Annotated in this window: 3 protein-coding genes; all 3 read right to left on the bottom strand. The window is 74.2% G+C overall.

Features of this window, described 5'->3' with window-relative positions:
* Positions 1-1,124, bottom strand: a 1,124-nt coding sequence (locus GTW08_RS06825) for an AAA family ATPase (protein ID WP_161151593.1), incomplete at its 3' end; no start/stop codon positions are given.
* A gap of 79 nt (positions 1,125-1,203) precedes the next feature.
* On the bottom strand, positions 1,204-1,620 hold the full coding sequence (locus GTW08_RS06820) for a VOC family protein (protein WP_161151592.1): 417 nt from the start codon (positions 1,618-1,620) through the stop codon (positions 1,204-1,206).
* Between the two features lie 61 nt (positions 1,621-1,681).
* The gene (locus tag GTW08_RS06815; RefSeq protein ID WP_161151591.1) at positions 1,682-1,972 is read right to left on the bottom strand and encodes an acylphosphatase; all 291 of its coding nucleotides are present in this window, start codon (positions 1,970-1,972) and stop codon (positions 1,682-1,684) included.
* Between the last annotated feature and the right edge of the window lie 137 nt (positions 1,973-2,109).

Here is a 2,109-nt window from a genome sequence, read left to right as displayed (position 1 = left end):
CGCTCGGCGGCGGCGAGGGTCCGCTCGCGCTCGGCCTTCTCGGTGACGGCCTCGTCGAGCAGGCGCCGGGCGTCGGCGACGGCGGCGACCAGCTCGTCCTCCTGCTCGGCGACCGCGTCGGCCTCGGCCTCGGTCTCGTCCGGGTCGCGGCCGGGGGTGCGCCCCGCCTCGGCCGAGGAGGTGAGGTGGCGGACGCGTTCCTCGGCGAGGCGCACGGTGCCGCGCAGCCGCTCGGCCAGCGCGGAGAGCTGGTACCAGGTGTCCTGGGCGACCTGCAGCCGCGGCGCGTCCGCGGCGAGCGCGGTCTCCAGCTCGTCCTGGCGCTCGCGGGCGACGTCGAGCTGCTCCTCGACCTCGGCGCGGCGGCGCCGCGCCTGCTCCTGGGACGCCTCCTCACGCCGGGTCTCCTCGGACAGGGTCACGTAGTCGTCGGCGGCGAGGCGGAGCCGGGCGTCGCGCAGCTCGGTCTGCACGGCCTGGGCGCGGCGGGCGATCTCGGCCTGGCGGCCCAGCGGCTTGAGCTGGCGGCGCAGCTCGGCGGTGAGGTCGGTGAGCCGGGTGAGGTTGGCCTGCATCGCGTCGAGCTTGCGGAGCGCCTTCTCCTTGCGCTTGTCGTGCTTGAGGACCCCGGCGGCCTCCTCGATGTAGGAGCGGCGGTCCTCCGGCTTGGACTGCAGCACCCCGTCGAGCTGGCCCTGCCCGACGATGACGTGCATCTCCCGGCCGATGCCCGAGTCGCTGAGCAGCTCCTGCACGTCGAGCAGCCGGGCGCGGGAGCCGTTGATCTCGTACTCGCCGGCGCCGTCGCGGAACATCCGGCGGGTCACCGAGACCTCGGAGTAGTCGATCGGCAGGGCGCCGTCGGAGTTGTCGATGGTGAGGGTGACCTCGGCGCGGCCCAGCGCCGCCCGGCCGGACGTGCCGGCGAAGATCACGTCCTCCATCTTGCCGCCGCGCAGCGCCTTGGCGCCCTGCTCGCCGAGCACCCAGCTGATCGCGTCGACGACATTGGACTTGCCCGAGCCGTTCGGCCCGACGACGCAGGTGATCCCGGGCTCCAGGCGCAGCGTGGTGGCCGAGGCGAAGGACTTGAAGCCCTTCATCGTCAGCGTCTTGAGGTGCACGGGCGGGGATCTCCAGGGGCGCGGGGGCGACCAGGGTAGCCGGGCGGGCCGCCGTGCCCGACGGCCCGCCCGCGCACCCTCAGCCGGTGGGGGCGGAGGCGTTGACCAGCCAGCGGACGCCGAAGCGGTCGGTGAGCTGGCCGAACTCGTCGCCCCACATCTGCTTCTCCATCGCGACGTCGACGACGCCGCCCTCGGCGAGCCCGGCGAAGAAGCCACGCAGCTTCTCCGGGTCGTCGCCGGACAGGCTGACCGAGATGCCCGACGGGGCCCCGGTGGGGTGCCGCGGGTCGCCGTCGGAGGCCATGAGCGCGAAGCCGTCGGGGGTGCCGAGGTAGGCGTGCATGACGCCGTCCGGCGGCGGGACGGGGCCCTCGGCGCCCATGTCACCGAAGGTCATGATCTGCAGCTCGCCGCCCAGCACGGAGCGGTAGAACTCCATCGCCTCCCGCGCACGGTGGTCGAAGTGCAGGTACGGGGTCATCTGGACGGGCATCGGGACCTCCGGGGTCGGTGTGGGCACAGGTGTAGACCCCCGCACCGACAGAACTGAGCGGTCAGGCCTCGATGAACCCGGAGAATGCTCCGGACGGCTCAGCCCACTGCTCCGACACCGACGCCACCCGCCCCGGGGTGTCCCCGCCGCGCAGCAGCTCCAGCAGACGGTCGCAGGCGGCGCGGTCACCCTCCGCGGTCACCGCGACCCGGCCGTCGGACAGGTTGCGGGCCTGGCCGACGAGGCCGAGCTCGAGCGCCCGCGACCGCGTCCACCAGCGGAAACCGACGCCCTGCACCTGCCCCTGGACCCATGCGATCAGCCGAACGGTCGAATCCGTGTTGCCACTCACAGTGCTGGTACGTTACGCGGCCGTGACCCGACGACGCACACCGCGCGCCGCGAGCGCCGTGCTCGGCGGGGTGGGGGCCGGCGCCGTGCTGGCCATGGCCGCCCCGCTCGCCGCACCGGCGCTCACGGCAGTGGGCT

Source organism: Pseudonocardia sp. SID8383 (assembly GCF_009864975.1).
In the GTDB taxonomy this organism is placed as follows: Bacteria; Actinomycetota; Actinomycetes; order Mycobacteriales; family Pseudonocardiaceae; genus Pseudonocardia; species Pseudonocardia alni.
This window is presented reverse-complemented; position numbering and strand designations above follow the sequence as displayed.

Excerpts from the sequence above, each read along its gene's own strand:
- GTW08_RS06820 (WP_161151592.1), bottom strand. The coding sequence starts at position 1,620 with ATGCCCGTCCAGATGACCCCGTACCTGCACTTCGACCACCGTGCGCGG.